Origin of the sequence: Flavonifractor sp. An52, from assembly GCF_002159385.1 — a bacterium.
In the GTDB taxonomy this organism is placed as follows: domain Bacteria; phylum Bacillota; class Clostridia; order Oscillospirales; family Oscillospiraceae; genus Flavonifractor; species Flavonifractor avicola.
In genome coordinates, this window is record NZ_NFIB01000016.1 from 1 (window position 1) to 15,640 (window position 15,640).

At 47.6% G+C, this 15,640-nt stretch carries 16 protein-coding genes and 1 pseudogene; 2 read left to right on the forward strand and 15 right to left on the reverse strand.

Annotation, left to right across the window (positions count from 1 at the left end):
* Positions 1-117: 117 nt before the first annotated feature.
* A pseudogene (locus B5G06_RS07735) lies at positions 118-411 on the forward strand (transcriptional regulator); the annotation flags it as partial.
* A 437-nt stretch (positions 412-848) separates the two neighbouring features.
* On the opposite strand, the gene B5G06_RS07740 reads toward B5G06_RS07735, so the two are convergent.
* From B5G06_RS07740 to B5G06_RS07795, 12 genes are all read right to left on the reverse strand, one after another.
* Positions 849-1,751, reverse strand: a complete 903-nt coding sequence (locus B5G06_RS07740) for an HU-CCDC81 and SPOR domain-containing protein (protein WP_087188517.1) — start codon at positions 1,749-1,751, stop codon at positions 849-851.
* A 7-nt stretch (positions 1,752-1,758) separates the two neighbouring features.
* A complete protein-coding gene (locus B5G06_RS07745; RefSeq protein ID WP_242955402.1) occupies positions 1,759-3,135 on the reverse strand; it encodes a nucleotidyltransferase in 1,377 nt (458 codons plus the stop codon).
* Positions 3,136-3,247: 112 nt separating this feature from the next.
* Positions 3,248-3,472 (reverse strand): DUF2188 domain-containing protein, encoded by a 225-nt coding sequence (locus tag B5G06_RS07750; RefSeq protein ID WP_087188518.1) that lies wholly within the window; start codon positions 3,470-3,472, stop codon positions 3,248-3,250.
* Positions 3,473-3,486: 14 nt separating this feature from the next.
* Positions 3,487-3,762: a DUF3892 domain-containing protein gene (locus B5G06_RS07755; protein WP_087188519.1), complete on the reverse strand. Its 276-nt coding sequence runs from the start codon at positions 3,760-3,762 to the stop codon at positions 3,487-3,489.
* 350 nt (positions 3,763-4,112) lie between these two features.
* Positions 4,113-4,634, reverse strand: a complete 522-nt coding sequence (locus B5G06_RS07760; RefSeq protein WP_087188520.1) for a helix-turn-helix transcriptional regulator — start codon at positions 4,632-4,634, stop codon at positions 4,113-4,115.
* A 77-nt stretch (positions 4,635-4,711) separates the two neighbouring features.
* Positions 4,712-6,118: a restriction endonuclease subunit S gene (locus B5G06_RS07765; protein WP_087188521.1), complete on the reverse strand. Its 1,407-nt coding sequence runs from the start codon at positions 6,116-6,118 to the stop codon at positions 4,712-4,714.
* Entirely contained in the window at positions 6,118-7,536 is a 1,419-nt protein-coding gene (locus B5G06_RS07770; protein WP_087188522.1) for an N-6 DNA methylase, read from the reverse strand. Before B5G06_RS07770 ends, B5G06_RS07765 begins: the two co-directional genes overlap by 1 nt.
* On the reverse strand, positions 7,533-7,781 hold the full coding sequence (locus B5G06_RS07775; protein ID WP_087188523.1) for a hypothetical protein: 249 nt from the start codon (positions 7,779-7,781) through the stop codon (positions 7,533-7,535). The genes B5G06_RS07770 and B5G06_RS07775 overlap by 4 nt, the downstream gene beginning before the upstream one ends.
* A complete protein-coding gene (hsdR, locus tag B5G06_RS07780; RefSeq protein WP_087188524.1) occupies positions 7,778-11,038 on the reverse strand; it encodes a type I restriction-modification system endonuclease in 3,261 nt (1,086 codons plus the stop codon). Before hsdR ends, B5G06_RS07775 begins: the two co-directional genes overlap by 4 nt.
* A gap of 91 nt (positions 11,039-11,129) precedes the next feature.
* Positions 11,130-12,119, reverse strand: coding sequence for a restriction endonuclease (locus B5G06_RS07785; protein ID WP_087188525.1), 990 nt, complete (start codon positions 12,117-12,119; stop codon positions 11,130-11,132).
* Between the two features lie 102 nt (positions 12,120-12,221).
* Positions 12,222-12,431 carry a helix-turn-helix domain-containing protein gene (locus B5G06_RS07790; protein ID WP_054338619.1) on the reverse strand — a complete coding sequence of 70 codons (210 nt, stop codon included), beginning with the start codon at positions 12,429-12,431 and terminating at the stop codon, positions 12,222-12,224.
* A gap of 65 nt (positions 12,432-12,496) precedes the next feature.
* Entirely contained in the window at positions 12,497-12,964 is a 468-nt protein-coding gene (locus tag B5G06_RS07795) for a hypothetical protein (RefSeq protein ID WP_087188526.1), read from the reverse strand.
* A gap of 110 nt (positions 12,965-13,074) precedes the next feature.
* On the opposite strand from B5G06_RS07795, the gene B5G06_RS07800 reads away from it, so the two are divergent.
* The gene (locus B5G06_RS07800; protein ID WP_050624078.1) at positions 13,075-13,386 is read left to right on the forward strand and encodes a helix-turn-helix domain-containing protein; all 312 of its coding nucleotides are present in this window, start codon (positions 13,075-13,077) and stop codon (positions 13,384-13,386) included.
* A 57-nt stretch (positions 13,387-13,443) separates the two neighbouring features.
* Here the strand turns inward: B5G06_RS07800 and B5G06_RS07805 are convergent, their stop codons facing one another.
* From B5G06_RS07805 to B5G06_RS07820, 3 genes are all read right to left on the reverse strand, one after another.
* Positions 13,444-13,689 (reverse strand): DUF6061 family protein, encoded by a 246-nt coding sequence (locus B5G06_RS07805; protein ID WP_087188527.1) that lies wholly within the window; start codon positions 13,687-13,689, stop codon positions 13,444-13,446.
* A 449-nt stretch (positions 13,690-14,138) separates the two neighbouring features.
* Positions 14,139-15,314: an AAA family ATPase gene (locus tag B5G06_RS07815; protein WP_087188529.1), complete on the reverse strand. Its 1,176-nt coding sequence runs from the start codon at positions 15,312-15,314 to the stop codon at positions 14,139-14,141.
* Positions 15,304-15,639, reverse strand: a complete 336-nt coding sequence (locus tag B5G06_RS07820) for a plasmid mobilization protein (protein WP_087188530.1) — start codon at positions 15,637-15,639, stop codon at positions 15,304-15,306. The genes B5G06_RS07815 and B5G06_RS07820 overlap by 11 nt, the downstream gene beginning before the upstream one ends.
* Between the last annotated feature and the right edge of the window lies 1 nt (position 15,640).

The following is a 15,640-nucleotide window of genomic DNA, read 5'->3' on the forward strand; positions in this document are numbered from 1 at the left end:
TTCCGGCGGACAACTGACCGGCTGACAGAGTTCCGGCGTAAATAACCGGCGCTATGTTTCCGGCGTTTGGGTCATTTTCTGGCCGGCGTTTTAGATTTTTTACCGTCCGGCGTTGACACCGTCCCGGATATAGACTCCTATGTGGGGCTCATGCACACCCTGTTTACCCTGGAGGACAACTACGGTTTGAAGATCACGGAGCAAGATGGTGAGCTTGCCTTGCAGGTAGATTTCCGTAAAAACAAAGATGCTGCCCGGCTGCACGAGATGCTCTGGGCCTGGCGGGAACAGGCCGCCAAGCTGGAGACCGGAGAGATTTCCCAGGAGGACTATGACCGCTGGCGTTACCACTACCCGGAGCACGACAGCAGCCAGATTCACGCCAAGGTTCCGCCGGAGAGTCTGATCTGACTCTCTCACTTGTAGGCCACGGGAGAGGCCATTTGTTGCGCAAAATCAGAAAATTCAGATAAATGAGAGCAAAATAAAAAAGGTCTAACTGATCAGCAAAAATCAGTTAGACCTTTTCTCTTAGAATAAAAATCCTGCGTATTCGCAAGCCACCCAAAATTCCAAAACAAATCGGTTTTTGATGGGTGCTATCAATCTGCTATCAAATGGGGATTTAAAAAATCAAAAAGTCAGTATTTTCAAGGGTTTGCGGGCCCTCATATTCACTTTTTGCTTATTCCCACTCGCTCCTGCCAGAAGTTTTCTAAACAGATTTGCTTATGGGATTTAGCTCAGGGTATTGGCATTATTTTCATTATTCAGATAGTAGAGGTTATCTGATTTTTTGTTGCCATGGTGTTGCCAAGTTGAAACGATATAAAGCCCAAGTTGCTATCTTAACAATTATTGAGTGGTACAGTATATACTTTTCCGACACCTGGGATTTTTAGCAGTTCCCCTTCATTTTCTTGAATAGTTTTCTTGGTATGGTCACCAATGGACTCCATAAGATTTCCAGTAGATGTATTAATTCCAAGCGAAATAATCTCCTGGGCTGTAACAAAACGATATATATCAGACGGTTCTTCCATCATTCTTCGTAAGTCCGCCTCTTGATCAGGTGAAGGCATTAACTCAACCACATCAGCAAGAAGAAGTTCATAAATCTGAAAGTGTTCTCCGAATTTGAGCTCTGTCATGTGTCTACCGCAAAATCGATATGTGATATGATCCCAGTTGACAATCCCTGTTTTTATAAGCTCTTCTTCAAATTCGCGACTCAAATTCTCGATCCGCTCACGCTCTGCTTTCTTATTAAAGCGCTTAACGAATTTTCGCAGGTATTTGTTCTCCATTCTGAGCCGATAATCATCACGAGAGGACTCATCAATTGGCACCTTATCATCATCTTTTACGAAGAAAAGATTTTTCAGCTCAATTTTTTCATTGCCTTTCAGTTTATAAACGCCACCTACCGGTTGAAACTTTCCTGTTCCACGTTCATTTTTAATCAAGAGATATTTGTCACTTATTTTGATCCGATAGAGATAAGCAAATGAAATACGAATAAGAGTGTCATCCTTAATGAAACCGCCACGCTTTAGTTTTCTTTGGGATACCTTCCAATTTGTTGTATCCATAAGATCTTGAATTGAGTGCCAAAGTCCCGGAAGAGAAAAGCCTAGCACAATTCCTGATAAACTGCTCCCGGCAGGCAAATTTTTTATTTCAAAAACAAATATGACTGCGATGGAAATAATGGATAGAAAACCAATTCCTATCAGCCTCACAATTTTCATGAAGTTATCACCTACCAATCGGAATATCAATCCTTGATTTTGCAACACACACTCCATTCTTGATAATATAACATTCTATATAGTGGTTCCCAAAAAAACGGCTGTGCTCAACTAAGGTCTTTCCCTTTTCAACAATTTGACCTCTGAGTTGATTTCGTCTTTCGGCTTCAGGTCCAACATTTTTGACCTTCCAAAAAATCTTATACGGCGGTGGGCAATTGGTATATTCCATCACACAACGAATTTCAAAATTATGCGGCAAGTAACGCCTCAGCAGTGATAGGAATTCGGATAATAGCTTAGGTCTCCATCCGTCTCCGCTTACATAGCAAGAAATTTTGCAACTATATGAAAGATTAACTGGGTACAAATCCTCAATAAATTGCTCTGTGTCAGAAAAAGACCGTACAGATTTAATAATTAGCGTTGAAAATTGTGAATAGTTAGAAGACTCGGAGAGCTGCTCATTCCAAAAATCATGATTAAAAAAACCATACCAAGCTTGAAGTGCATCTTCTTTCGTGCAATCACCTTTGAATAAAACATCCAAGTCTTCTAGTTTACTTTTAAGCCGATTCTTCCAGTTAGTCATTTTCTGTGTATCAATTTGCCTTGGGGTCAAGTTTCTGCCGTTATCTACAGGAGCAGCAACAGACACATCTGTCTCAAGTCGGACTACAATCTCTTTCATCGTATAATAGAACAGCTCATCTATACGATCATAGGAATCCTGTAATTTTTCATCACACAAGACAGTTTGTAGCAATCCGCTGGGCATATTCTTCCATGTGTCTCTGGATTTGCAGAACATTTTTGAAAGACGAACCACTTTTCTAAGTTTTCCATTAGAAGCTTTATTCTGCTCTGTGAACCACTTAGTTAAGTCTTTAAGTTCGCGCTCCGTCCAAGTAGTTCCGGCGTGTTCATATATCCAGCGCTTATTCTCAGTATCATAATGCCGCCTGTAAATAGCAAAATCAATATGATAACCGTCTGAGTATTTAATCCGAACACAGCTAGTTTTAACTTCTGGTTCTGCATTAAATTGCTTTGTTTTCCTCTGAAGTGCATTTGCTACCATATTTCTAGTAGCTTGAGCCCCTTTATCGCCAAGTGTAGACTTATCGAAAACAACAGCAACATCGATGTCGTAATCACCATCTTCATTTTGGACAACAGTTGACATAGCAACACTACCCTGCACACATGTCTCCGCAATGGAATAAAACGTATTATTCTCTTCGTTATACTCTTTTAATCCATCCTTAAGACGCTGTATATTTAGGTCTTTTTTGCTATGTAAATTAGTCTGTTTTGCCTGGGATAAAACAACAGAATCATTATAGAAAGAAGCAAATTTAGATGATAGGTCATACATACTCATAATTTGTAAACCTCTTAATTTCATCGATGATATAGCCCAAAGTTATACAAATTTATGCAGATTATCCATGGGGCGGGTTTATGCCTGGTACCCATAAACCCACCCCGTCTGTTCAGCCTTCCGGAGGATACGGATCGTTTCCGTAGGAGTCTCTCTCCCGAATGCGCCCATCCACTCCATGAATAAACAATTCTGCTTCCTGATTGCGTGCGATTTCTCTGGCTACGGCAATAGCTTCCGCCTGAGTCTCAGTGCGAATTGTAGCTTTGGAGTTTCCTGCGCCCTTCACCTGCCAGCCTCCATCCGGATGCGGCGTCACATGCTGATTTTTTCCCATCAGTAATTCCTCCTTCACTCGCGCGGCAGGTCGAGAAGATTGTCGTGCGTGTAGTCGTTAGGGCTGGAGCGCACATACTTCTCATCCGCGCTACTGGTGGCGGGAATCACATTGGGGTAAGGCCAAATCTTGACCTGGATAGTGCCAGGATTCTCTTTCAAAAAGTCGTGAAGGACCGCCTTCTTAAAAAAGCCAGGATTCTCACAGCCCTCGATGTAGATTGAATCGATTTCCAGAAGCTTACTGGAGCTGTCACATCCCGGCATCATCTTAATTTTTGTCGCATGCATAAGTATCACGTTTCCTTTCTCCGCACAGTTTGCGGACGGCTTGGTTGTTAGGAACATCTATTCAAAACAGCCAAAAGAAAAGCTCGGCTACATGGAACAAGTCAACTTCGTGAAATATCCCATATTGAACCGAGCCCAGAAACGTGATATAGTAAATGTGTCTAAGGGAAACACAGTCTATATCATGCTTCTGAGCATCGTATTCTGTGTAGACGCAAGATGCAGCGCAACGGGTACCAGCCGGAGCGCTGTTTTCTTTTGCCTGGAAGCTAGAACTATTATAGCAGGACAGGGGAAATTCGTCAACAACATATAGTTTTTATTTTTATATTAAACACTATATATTGTGCTCACTCGCCGTTTTCGACCTCCTCGATAAGGTCAAACAGTGATGGCTCTCCGGAACTTTCTTCCTGTTCACGGAGATCAATGATTGCGTCTAACCTAGCACCCATTTTTCTGTTGATAAGGGCCGCTGTTTTCAGCTTGTCCAGTTCACCACTATCAGCAGTTGCCAAAAGCATCTTCATGGAAAACATGTATTGAGCCATTGCCTGCTTGAATGTAACGGACTCAAAAATCTTATGGAAGTCTTGTTCTTTGACTCGTTTCCCTTGCGAATTTTGAGTGAGTTCCTGAGCCCTTGTGCTGGTATCAGTTACAATCTTCTTGGCGACTTCATCCAATTCTTTCTCGTAAAAATACTCCGGACCTATACCGTAGTAGATTGAAAGTTTTTCCTGGTTACTGCTGGAGGCAACAGAGGTTCCGTTTTCCCAGTTTGCCACGGTGACACGATTGACATTGATGGCCTGAGCGATCTGTTCCTGTGTGGCCCCATACAGTTCTCGGATCTGTTTTAAGTTGTTCATGGGCGTTCACCTCATGCTCCGCATTATACACCAAAATGTCGCTTTTGTCAAGACACTACAAAAATTGTAGTGTCTTATTAAATTTTAAAGGAAAGCAGTTCTACTGCGCTCTCCTCACTGGGGTCATTGGTGCCCAGCTCGCCGCGGAAAGCGCGGGCGAGGATAGCTTTTTTGATGAGGTCGATCTGCTCTAGCACCCCTTCGGCGGCTTCTTTGGCCTGCTGCTCTTTGGCAAGAAGGTCGTCAAGGAGGCGGACGATTTCAGCTTGCTCTTGTGCTTCTGGCAGAATAAGAGGAGTCTCTGAAACTACCTTTTGATTAATCTTAGGCATATTCCCAGCCGTTCCTGTGGCATTTGAACGGAAATAATTAAGAATTTCGTCAGTTTTCAAATAGTAGTCAATGTAATGTTTATTGTTAGGTTCCTTGACAGTCAATTTCATCATCAGATCGGGATATATAAACTCATACTCTGCACCTGTATAGATTGCACTCATTCCTACTTTTTCCAATGAGTTTGCGCGCTGAATCAATATATCGCCAGGTGTTAACCACAAATGCGAATCTTCTGGGATTTCCTCATCAATATATTTGAAAAATTCCGGCTTAAATACGCCAGTTGTCGTTGCCGAAAGAGTCATACTTTTACACGCAGTCACATAGTCAACTGGTTTAGGGGAATAACCATTCCTCGGCTTCTCAACAAGAATATCAATTAGTTTACAGGAACTCCAAGTCTCCATCCCCACGCCGCGTTCTTTTCTCCACTGAGCAGTGAGCTCACCAGTGAAGGCTTTGTGGAGGATGGCGACTTTGCGGGTTTCAAAACTGTCCAGCGCATCCTGAGCCTTTTGCTTAGCCTCGTCCAGCTTTGCAAACAGGCTTTCAATGCGGTCAACAATGCGCTGTTGTTCAGAGAGTGGAGGAAGAGGCAAACAAATCGTCTTTAAGTCTGTTTTATTAAACTTTTTAACTGCCGTACCGGTTGTAATTGAGTATAGCTGTTCTGTACCAAACGGAGATAAAAAGTAATAGTATAGTAAATCATAGTCAGTTTCACGATAGCACTTTATCATAATCGAATTAGGTGCCAATGTCATCGGTTTATTTAAGTGGGGCACTCTAAAAACTTTTCCGATGGAACCAATGTTGCTTAAAATTAATTCACCACCATATAATACCGATTTTTTGAGAAAATCATAGCCACGCTTGTCTGTATATGTAATGTCCTCTGTAAAACTATTTGAAAAATCTTGTGTTTTTACAAGGATTGCGTAGTTTTCCTCTTTATAATAAGCTACATTTTGCTTTAAACTCGCAAAGCTTCCATTTGCCACATAATCTGTAGCAAAATCAATGTATGTTCCAAGTTGTGTCCAACACCAATTTCTTGGTACTGGATACGGCTGCTCGCTCTCCGGCACCAAGGCCGCCTGTAAGCGCTCTTCGGGTGTCAGGGTTTCTTTTTTCTTTACTCTCGCCATCAGTCCTGTACCTCCAGCGCACGCAGCTCCTTCACCACGCTCATCAGCAGATCCACGGCCTCCTCCAGATTGGCGGCGGCCTCCTCGGCACTCTCCACCGGGTCGGGCAGGTCGTCATAGTCCAGCACCGAGTCATCCCGGATAAGACCAAGATCCAGGCTGTTGCCCTTTTCCGCGATCTGTTCCCGGGTAAAGACACTCCATCGCTCATCCTGCACGGCATGGCGGTCTTCGGCTTCATAAGCCTTCTCAAAATCCGCAAAATGCTCGGTTTTCAGCGGAGTGGTCTTGCCGAAGCTGGGCATATTGGTGCGCAGATCATAGAACCAGACCTCTTTGGTGTTGCCCTTGTCGCTCTTGCCTCGGGTGAAGAACAGCACATTGGTCTTGACCCCCTGAGCGTAGAAAATGCCGGTGGGCAGGCGGAGAATGGTATGCAGATCACACTTGTCCATCAGGTCGCATCGGATTTTCTCGCCGTCGCCGTCGGCAAAAAGCACATTGTCAGGCAGCACCACAGCGGCCCGGGCTTTGCCGTTGGTCTTCAGGCTGCGGTAGATGTGCTGGAGGAAGTTCAGCTGCTTGTTGCTTGTTGGAAAAGTGAAGTCATCTCGGGTGGCACGCTCGCCGCCCTTCTTGGTGCCGAAAGGCGGATTGGTAAGCACCAGATCAAAGTCGTGGAGTGCCTTGCCTTGATTGGAGAGCGTATCGGCCAGCAAAATTTGGCCGTCGATGTCGTGGAGCATGGCGTTCATCAGAGCCAGACGGTGTGTGTCGTGAACCAACTCGCAGCCAGTGAAGGCCTCTTCCCGCTCAAATTTGGCCATGCCAGAATCCAGATCGTAAAAATCGTCGGTGTGCTCCTTGACATAACGGTGGGCGGCAATCATAAAGCCGAAGGTGCCGCAGGCAGGGTCGTTGCACCGCTCGCCGGGCTGGGGCTTCATCAACCGGGTCATCACATCAATGAGGACGCGAGGGGTAAAGTACTGGCCCGCGCCGGACTTTTTCTCGTTGGCATTCTTTTCCAATAGCCCTTCGTACAGGTTGCCCAACCCCTCTTCCCGGGCAGAGTACCAGTCCAGGCCGTCGATAGTGGTGATGATCTTTTCCAAGTTCTTGGGCTCGTCAATGTTGGTGGCGGAGCCCTGGTAGATCTCCCGCACCCGGCCGGTGCAGTTCTCGCCCAAATAGGTCAGCAGCTCTTTATAGAACTTCTTCAGCTCAATGCCGCTTTTTGCGGTGAGTTGATCCCAGCGGTAGGCGGCAGGAATCTGACTTTCCGTGCCGGTCTCCTTGGCCATCTTCAAAAACAAAATGTAAGTAAGCTCGGTGACATACTGGTGATAGGTAATGCCGTCATCCCGCAGTACATTGCAGAGGTTCCAGAGCTTGGATACGATTTCCTGTGTGGTCATGTGCGGTTCCCTCCGTTATCGATAGCGGCCTGACGCAATACTTCGGCAAGGCAACAGTTCATAGCTGTCTGTTGGTAATCGGCATCCACTTTTCGGGCTGCCTCGCAAAAATCAGAAATCGCCTTGACCATGTCACAGATATTTTTCTGCTGCTCCAGGTTTCTTTGCGCTTCCATCTGTTGTGCCTGGAACTGGCTTAAATACTGTGGGTTAAAAATCCCATACGGATAGGTGTTATAGTTCATGCGCTTCTTCCTCCATCATCGTACAGATATTCGTTGAGTTCCAGCACGATGCTCTCTAACTTGTTCTGGAAAATCCGATCGATCTTCTTAAATCCGCCCTCACTTCTGAAACGGGTATCTTCATCAAACACGCCTATATTGAGGACAGATTCCTCCATAAGATATTTTTCCATGCGACCGATCCATTTCTGCTCAATGGCAGTGAATTTGTGAGCCTTTTTCAGCTTGTCCACCGCCCGGCGAATACGGGCTTCGTGGCTGATAAGGGTGGAACCGATGGCATACCGGCGAATCAGACTGATGATGTCCGCTGCAATCTCCTCGTTGGTCAGTTCCGATATGGCGGTGTTGAGCTGCTGGGTGGTAAAGCCCTCTCGATCCAGCGTCAGGCGCAGATCCTTCAAGCTCGCCCGGGTCAGCTCCTTTGGCCGGGTGCAGACAATGTTCAACGCCGCAATTTCATTGATATGGGTCTTTACATAGTCGGCAAAAGCATCCAGGTAGTCCTCCGGGCGGCTGCCGGTACCATAGCCACGGGTATGGCTGATCAGTTCATCCGGCGCGTCAGAGATGACCACCGAGTGGCCGCCGTTGGACCGGGTCTCCCCAAGCAGTTCAAAGAGATCCCGATGGGCCAAAATATGGTCGCGGGCCTGATGGGGCGGCTCCTGCTCCAGTTGCTGAATAAACTGGGTGGGGTCCATGCCGCCGGTCATGCTGACAAAATGCTCCATGGTCTTACCGTCCAGCTTTCTCTTTTTCCGCTGGAGTTTGGCGATGATCTGGTCAATCTGGTACTCGATCTGCTTTTCGTCTTCCAGCACCTCGAGACCGTCCAACAGTTGTCCAAAGGAAGCAGAAGGGTTGGCTACCACCGGTTTCATGGTATTGACGGCATCCAACGATTCATAGACACCGACAGGGTCATAAATCTCAAAGTGAGTCTTATGAATCTTGGGACACAGACGGGTGGCACGGCCCAACATCTGTTCAAACAGAATGCGGGATTTTACCCGGCGCAGGAACACCAGATTGGTGATCTCCGGCACATCGATACCGGTAGTCAGCAGATCCACAGTGACAGCAACACTGGGATAACGTTCATTCTTGAACCGCTTGATGGCTTCCTGTACTTTTTTGGGGTTGCCGCCGCCCACGCTGCCGGTGATCTTCATAATGGCGTCGTTGTCCACGCCGTATTCCGAGTAGATATTCTTGAGGATGTCCACGATCATGTCGGCATGTTGGTCATCCACGGCATAAATAAGGGTTTTGCCCTGTTCCTCAGGATTTTCCGGGTCGATGTCTTTGGCGATCTCGGCCAAAACTGCCTCGTTAAATGGGCGAGTGATGACTTTCTTATTAAACTGCTCCACATCGAAGTTGAGCTCATCGTTCAACAACTCGCTGTTGGTAATTTCTCCGGTCACCGGGTCGTAGACAGTCACGGTATCGCCAGATTGATAGTGGATGCCCTCATCCCGCAGTTTGGTATGGAGGTCGTGAGGGGCGTCGTGATCCACCAGATAGCCCTCGATAACTGCTTCCCGATAGGTATACTTGAAAATCGGTTGGCCGAAAATCTCGGTGGTTTGGAGGGCAGGGGTAGCGGTCAGCGCGATTTTCACCGCATCAAAATACTCAATTACGCTGCGATATTTACTCTGGTAGTCTCGCTGGTCCCGGTAAAGAAGTTCAGTATCCCCCATCTCCTTGTCCAAAAGGTAGCCCCGGTGGGCCTCGTCTATGATAATCAGGTCATAGTCGTTGACCGCGGGCATGGTTTCTCCATCATTGTAGAGAATACGCTTTACCATTCCCTGTACGGTGGCAACCTGGATACGAGTCTCCCTCTCAATTTCTTTGTCTTCCAGTCCCTTAATGTTATAGATATCCGCCAGGGGCATCAAATCCTCCAGCTTGACCTCTTTGAATACATCCAATGCCTGCTCTCCCAGAGCGGTGCGGTCCACCAGAAACAGAATGCGCTTGAAACGGCCTGTTTTCAAGAAACGGTAGATCATGCCCAGCACCGTCCGGGTCTTACCGGTACCGGTGGCCATGGCCAACAGAGCTGTATTTTTCCCATCCATGATGGTCTGCTCCACTGCCTGAATAGCCCGCAGCTGATAATCGCGGAGGTTCAGTCCATCCTTATCCCGCAGCAGATCGAAGGGCATCTGCTCCAGCGCCCGATTGCCGGCGTCGATGTCCTTCCCCAACAGGTCCAGAAGATTTTCTGGGCTCATCCACCCCCGCAGAGCCTTTGGCACATTAGAGGGTTTACGAAGATCTAGAAACCAAATACCGGACTTTGTTTTGTACTGCTCCAGATACGGCCTACCATTGGTTGCGAAAGTGAACGGCACTTTATAGCTGCCCCAGCTTCCCACCTGGTATTGGGCATCGTCAACACAAATATTCCTGGGATAGTCTTTCCCCTGATAGTCGATCACGGAGGGAATGTCCTTGTGTTCTGCTTTTGCCTCAATGATACCGACAAATTGCAGACCAATAAAAAGGGCATAATCAGCGCGGCCGTGATTTCCCACAGTTGAGTCAGTGGGCCACTCAGCTATGGCAAGATTCCGATCTTTGGTTGGGCGAGTTCCGTTAGAAAAGCGCAGATTCTCAGTATCAGCCTCCCAGCCCACTTGACGGAGTTGCTGGTCAATGATGTAGCGCGTTTCTGCTTCTGTCTTTTGCCGCTGACTGGCCGCCCTGGCTGCCTGCTGGCGGCGTTTTTCTTTTGTGACAGAACCAGAAGCGGCAGCCTTTTCTTCCGCTTCTTTGACCAGACTTTCCTCCTGTGCATCGTCAGTATCTGCAATATCTTGCTTCTGCGAGTCAGTCGGCATCACAAAAGGAATAGATTGATAGTTCCAGTCACCGTAGGTCTGCATGAACCATTCGCATAGGCTGTGCGCCATTTGAAGCAGCACTTTTCCCTCTTCAACGGAGGAGTAGTTCTCATGTACCGCCTTATTGCGCACCTTGCGTAGCGCATGAAGAATATCCACAAGATCCTGCGTAAGGAGGCCCTCTCGGAACAGTACGCCGATCCGATTGACCGCCGTATTTTCGGAAGGAGGCATGATCCGATCATAAGTAAACATCAAGTTCACAACTGTTTCGCCGATCATCCCTAACTTCATCAAGCAGGCGTTTGAATCTGAATAAAGATATGCTTCTGCTTTTTTCCCGAACTGGGATAACACAGGAAACTCTTTATCAAGAAATTCAAAATTACTTTTCATCACGGCTCACCACCCTTGCAAGTTCTGCACATTTTCATGTCATAAGTAAGATTGTCAGTAGATGCACTCGTCGTTTTGTTAAATTCCAGTTTTATTCCTCTGGCGGAACGGGGATGTACACCATTTTCAGAGGAATCATTTTACGGTATTTGACACTGAGCTGGTCGTAATATTTCAAGACCAGATCCACAAGTTCTGTGCCGTTAATACCGCGAATAATCTGGGTGTTATCCAGGTATTTCTGAGCATTTTTGGTATAATTGGACAGTGTCACAAACAGGCCATAATCTCCTTCGCGCATAGCGCCTTTCAGAGACTGGATGGTAGTCTCTTTGATGTCTCCATCCTGGCTTTTGACCTGGACAACAATGCGGGGCGGCAGCTCGTCTTTATAGGCGGTAATGTCGATGCCACTATCCCCACCATGCGGAGATAGAATCGTGCGGTAGCCCATGGCCTGCAAAAGATTTGCGACAAACGGCTCCAGATCATAACCTTTCAGATTCTTGCTCAGCTCTTTCAAGATAAAGTCGCGGGTAGCCTCGATGATTTCATCCGCTGTTTGTGCCACTGTCTCATCGGTATCCGGCTCCAGAATATTGCCTTTGAAATCTTTATCCAGAGCCTTAAAATACTCATCTGCGTAGTTTTTCACCTGGAAAAAGCTCAGCGCCGAGCCAACTTCATGCAGAGCACCTTGGGAAAAAGCTGTGCGCGGCAGATGTTTAAGCCACTTTACTTTCCGGCGATTGGGATACAGTGCTGCGGTAGCCTCATAGAAATAGGCACTCTCCACGACCCCAATGTTGATCTTACGGTCAATTTTGGACGGGAACACCACATAGTCCCCTTCCTGTACCTCATGAACGAATCGGTACAGCATTCCGGCACTTGTGGCAATCGAACCTTTTTTAGCGTCCGGATAGGCCGCAATATATTTTTCTTTGTAGGCATCACGGGATGTACTTATAGCCGATAAGTCGCCCATCTCTTCCCAGCCGATTGCAATTAGATTCTGATTCAAAAAAAGGGGATCGTCCATGGTATGGATTCCCCAAACCGTTTTGTTTGCTGCTGCCATCACAGCCACACTCCTATCCGATCTTCACAGCTTCTCAGCCTGCGAGAATCTTGTATCCTGAAAGTCACCTTCAAAATCAAGCCACTTTGTCAAAATTCTTGCTTATTTTTCTTCCGGAACAAACTCCAGAATATCGTCCACGCCGCACTCCATCACGCGGCAAATCTTCTCGATACTTTCGATAGAAACATACTCATTGCGCTTTAAGCGGGTGATAATATTGGCACTAAAACCGGCCTTCTCTTTTAGCTGTGCGTTGCTTATCTTTTTATCAATCATCAGATGGAATAAGCGGTCATAACAAATCGCCATTTTAGTCCCTCCAAAGCAAAAAATGCTTGGATTTATTTTATCACATTTTCGTGAAAAACTCAACTTCATGTCGTATCATTATGCTTTATCACTGTTATGAAAAGAGAGCCTTTCTTTACTCGCCTTTTTGCATACTCCACCAGCTCCCGTGCATTACTGGCAGGGTGCCACGCATAGGCGATGAGGTAGTCTACATGATCCACAACATAGCGGTTTGCTCTCACGATTGCAATCTTGCGAGGAACGCTTTCCATCCCCGGTGGATAGAATGTTCCGTCAAATCCATCGGGTGTTGGGATGGGCCGCTCTGCTGGATGGTATGGCAATAGCAAAGTAAGTCTCACCTGTGGGTAGAAACGCTTTGCTTCTTTGACTACTGACGCTGCAAGACGGTCAAATCCGCCGTAGTGGCCAACGATAAATTCTGTAACGCCATATTCCAAAATGTGCTGCTCCACAGCCGCATACAATGCCGGATAAATCTCTTCTGATGCCTCCCGGTGTCCGATAAAGAAACAGCTTTTTCCACCCAAAGTTTTTCCTCCTTTATAGTTGTTTTTATCGTTAAAATTATACGATATAAATGATTAAATCACTACGATTTATCAAAGTATAATTTACGAAGAACACAAGCAAAGGAGTGATGCAGGTGAAGGATATTCTCTCGGTTATAACCGCGTATCGGGAGGAACGGGGCTGGACAGAGTATCAGCTTGCAGAACGCTCCGGTTTACCACAATCCACGATCTCCTCATGGTATCGTAAGAACATGGTTCCGACCATTCCATCCCTGGAGAAAATCTGCACAGCTTTTGGCATTACGCTGTCTCAGCTGTTTGCCGAAGAAGATGCACCTGTTTCCTTGACCGAGGCACAGAAAAAGCTTCTGGAGCGCTGGTCAAGATTGAGCGAAGAACAGCAGGCCGTTGTATTTGCTTTGATTGATAAGATGTAAAAAATCCGTCAGAGGCGCACCCTTTAGAGTGCTGCTTCTGGCGGATTTTCTTTGCCATCAATCTAACGGAGTTTTCTTTGTTACTGCTTTTAGATATAATTCAGGGTCCCCATTCAAAATCAGTTCGGCATAGGCCAGCGGATCGTTGTAGATCAGCCAGTCCAATTCCGACCGCTGGTACATACTATTCGCCGCCTCGTTCTCCACGGCCGTGCAGTCGATGGAGAGCAGCGTCCCATCATCCAGGCGCAGCTCCACACAGGCGGTATCCAGGTTAAACTCACAGTTCAAAATCTTTCTCATAGTCGTTACCTCCCAATACTTGAATTTCAGTTGATTTTCCGCAACGGCACAAGGGCCGTTGCGGTTGTTTAGATACAGGCAAGCAATGCGTGTGGATAGCCACACACAAATCCGGCAAGCAATGCGAGTGTTAATACACACTCACATTTCCTGCCGTCTGCTTGTTGAGGGCAGCGCCCCCAACCCCCTTTGAACACAGAATTTCATTCTGTGGCTGCGCGTTCTCCGAACGCTTTTTCGTTTGTGCCCAATGCCCCGTTTCGGAGCATAGGGGTGCGTGAATCGCTCACCCCTTTTGCTAATATGGTACTCCCTAAAACAGGGCTCCCTTGGAAGATGGGGTGGTAAAATGCCACCCCAGTTATTCCTTTCCGCGACGGTGGCGACGGTCGCAACGGTGCTGGGAGTACCCCTCAAAACACCGTCGCGACCGTTGCGAGCGTCGCGCTTTACTCGATTACTTCAAACGCAGGTGATTCCACCACCATGTAAGTCAGCCGGATACGCCGTCCGGCGTGCTTAGTTTTGTTCTCGTACTTTACCTGATGTTCTTCCAGCAGGCGGCTGGCATTCACATTTAAATGCTTGGTGAGCCGGTTTACTGCCATATCCGTTTGAATCGCCTGGGCCAGCTCTGTGGGACTGCCTTCCCATTCACGGTTCTCGGAGGATACGATCTTCGCCACGGCTTCCAGCACCGGGTCCGGGGGCTGCTTCCATAGCTCATTCTCAACATGGTCAAGACTCCAAACCAGACTCTCCTGGTTCTTTCTCAAATACAGCCGCTGATCCGGCTGGTCTCTGCCTACCACCTCCAGAGTAGCCTTGCTATCTGTCCGCATCTCCTTTTGCATCAGGAGCGCCCCATCCGCACAACCCAGCAGGCCCGTAGTGCCGGAAATCATCTCAAAGCTGTCTCCCGCTGGCTGCTTTCTGGTATGGTGGACAATTAGGATACAGACTTTATATCTATCAGCAAATTGTTTCAGCTTACCGATCACCTCATAGTCGCTGGAATAGCTGTAGCTGTCGCTCACCGCTTCCCGAACTTTTTGCAGGGTGTCCACAATAATCAGCTTGGTATCACTGTGTTCCCGGACGAACTTTTCCAGCTGCTCATCCAGACCGTTGCCAATCATCTTCGCACTGGTGGTAAAGTGGAGGGAGCTTGTCCCCTCCACTCCGAACATCCGAAACATCCGGCGCTGCAGGCGGCTCTCGTCATCTTCCAAAGCCAGATAGAGGACCGTCCCCTGATGGACCTTGTAGCCCCACAGGTCTTGTCCGGTACTGACATGGTAGGCGATTTGCGCCACCAAGAAGGACTTGCCGATTTTCGGTGCTCCGGCAAGGATGTACGCTCCCGTGTAGAGCAGGTTATCAATCACCGCGGACTTGCCCTCGAACACATTGTCCATCAGCTCGTCCAGGGTCACAGTATGGAGGTAGGCCGGGTCGCTCATGCGGCGCATCTTCCGGAAAAGTTCCTCCAAATCTCTTTCCGGGGAATTGCTTTTTTCGTCCGGGTCTGGTATAGTGGTCTTGGAATTATGAGAGATTGACTGCCCATCATCTGCGCCAACAGATGAGCCATGGGCGGTCATTTTCTTTTTCTCATCGCTCATAGGCAAAATCCTCCTGCATCCCGTCCATAATGGTAGCGATCATACGGATGGTGTCCAGCAGCTCGTCGCTCACGCCCTGTCCGGCCTCGATCCGGCGCAGCTCGTCCAACACAGCGGCCAGCTGGTCCCTCAGCGCCTTATAGACCCTGGGGTTTCCCTGGACCACCACATCCCGGCAAAGTAGCCGCCGGATGATGTAATCCTGCTTGGTCAGGCCGGTGAGCTTCACCGCCGTCTCGATCTGGGCGTCCTCCTCCGGGGAGACCCGAAAAGCCACGGTCTTGTTCCTCCAACGGTTGTGCTTATCCAAATTCTTTGCTGACATT

Bases quoted from the DNA above. Each gene is read 5' to 3' on its own strand.
- B5G06_RS07740 (WP_087188517.1), bottom strand. From the start codon at position 1,751: ATGAAAATTGTGAGGCTGATAGGAATTGGTTTTCTATCCATTATTTCC.
- B5G06_RS07745 (WP_242955402.1), bottom strand. From the start codon at position 3,135: ATGAGTATGTATGACCTATCATCTAAATTTGCTTCTTTCTATAATGAT.
- B5G06_RS07750 (WP_087188518.1), bottom strand. From the start codon at position 3,472: ATGGGAAAAAATCAGCATGTGACGCCGCATCCGGATGGAGGCTGGCAG.
- B5G06_RS07755 (WP_087188519.1), bottom strand. From the start codon at position 3,762: ATGCATGCGACAAAAATTAAGATGATGCCGGGATGTGACAGCTCCAGT.
- B5G06_RS07760 (WP_087188520.1), bottom strand. From the start codon at position 4,634: ATGAACAACTTAAAACAGATCCGAGAACTGTATGGGGCCACACAGGAA.
- B5G06_RS07765 (WP_087188521.1), bottom strand. From the start codon at position 6,118: ATGGCGAGAGTAAAGAAAAAAGAAACCCTGACACCCGAAGAGCGCTTA.
- B5G06_RS07770 (WP_087188522.1), bottom strand. From the start codon at position 7,536: ATGACCACACAGGAAATCGTATCCAAGCTCTGGAACCTCTGCAATGTA.
- B5G06_RS07775 (WP_087188523.1), bottom strand. From the start codon at position 7,781: ATGAACTATAACACCTATCCGTATGGGATTTTTAACCCACAGTATTTA.
- hsdR (WP_087188524.1), bottom strand. From the start codon at position 11,038: ATGAAAAGTAATTTTGAATTTCTTGATAAAGAGTTTCCTGTGTTATCC.
- B5G06_RS07785 (WP_087188525.1), bottom strand. From the start codon at position 12,119: ATGGCAGCAGCAAACAAAACGGTTTGGGGAATCCATACCATGGACGAT.
- B5G06_RS07790 (WP_054338619.1), bottom strand. From the start codon at position 12,431: ATGGCGATTTGTTATGACCGCTTATTCCATCTGATGATTGATAAAAAG.
- B5G06_RS07800 (WP_050624078.1), top strand. From the start codon at position 13,075: ATGCAGGTGAAGGATATTCTCTCGGTTATAACCGCGTATCGGGAGGAA.
- B5G06_RS07805 (WP_087188527.1), bottom strand. From the start codon at position 13,689: ATGAGAAAGATTTTGAACTGTGAGTTTAACCTGGATACCGCCTGTGTG.
- B5G06_RS07815 (WP_087188529.1), bottom strand. From the start codon at position 15,314: ATGAGCGATGAGAAAAAGAAAATGACCGCCCATGGCTCATCTGTTGGC.
- B5G06_RS07820 (WP_087188530.1), bottom strand. From the start codon at position 15,639: ATGTCAGCAAAGAATTTGGATAAGCACAACCGTTGGAGGAACAAGACC.